Origin of the sequence: Pseudomonas psychrophila HA-4 (assembly GCF_000282975.1) — a bacterium.
In the GTDB taxonomy this organism is placed as follows: Bacteria; Pseudomonadota; Gammaproteobacteria; order Pseudomonadales; family Pseudomonadaceae; genus Aquipseudomonas; species Aquipseudomonas psychrophila_A.
This window is the reverse complement of the sequence record NZ_ALJC01000055.1, coordinates 1-1,005: the sequence shown is the minus strand read 5'-3', so window position 1 is coordinate 1,005 and position 1,005 is coordinate 1. Positions and strand designations below refer to the sequence as shown.

At 46.6% G+C, this 1,005-nt stretch carries 1 pseudogene; it reads right to left on the bottom strand.

What is annotated here, in order from left to right:
• Nucleotides 1-1,005: pseudogene (locus tag B347_RS25540) on the bottom strand (hypothetical protein); the annotation flags it as partial.

The following is a 1,005-nucleotide window of genomic DNA, read 5'->3' as shown; positions in this document are numbered from 1 at the left end:
GTGTATCCAACAATCGCCAATATCTTGCATGGGTTCTTCACCTGTGTATTTCCCCTCACCACTTTTTATCCGCTCGCGTATCGCTAATGTATCTAGCGGATTACCCAGCATGGTTATATCTAGGTATGCACTATTTGGCTCGGCACCTGGCAGGTCTATGGTGAGTGTTTTGATGCCAGTGGATATTACGCCTGCTTGCAGAGCATTCATTACACTTTTTGGTTCAGCGGATTCGAAGCTGACTCTAGGGGTATAAAGAATGCCGTATAAACGATCAAGTTCGTCTTGCTGGGCATCGAATGTAATGGGGCTCAGGTCGCGAGCACGCGACTTTGACCAGCAGCAATCATTTAGAAAATTCTGCATAGGCGTTTGCTGGAAATACCAAGCAATCAGATACAACACACCCAGCACTGCAATTAAGAAGTTAAGTGGCCCCATCAACAACAAGTACCCTCCGACTGAAGCGCTGACAGTGAGCCCTCCCGCAATAACCCTAAAAGTATAAAAAAGCCCTGTTACCGCCTGAGCGGTAAAGGTTAGAAATTGTCCGCCAACTACATTTCGTCGCATCTTCAACCAAGGATCTATAGAGTCGTGAGAGTTTTCGATTTGCAGTTGCAGTGATCTGAATTCATTAAATGCTGCCACGGCAGAAAACCCACCAATAACACCACCAAAAAGCGTCAATACAGGAGCGACAGCCAAATGGTTATTTGGAAATTTAAATGTAAAAATCCTATCTTTTACCCCTCCCCTAATCTGGTTATCAATCACCGCTACCAACGCTGCCCCGGCATATAACGTCGAAGACACGGTGTCGTATATCCGTTGCTCATCCATCCCCTCCAACTCACTCGCCTGCGCCAGATAATTACTGGCATTCCAGCTATTGAGCAATAACGCTGTCAGGGCTATCAATCCACCACTGTTTTTAACTGTCACAGAGTCGACGATTTTCGAAACATGGCCGCGCCCTATGGCTTTACCCGTGGTATTGACCCA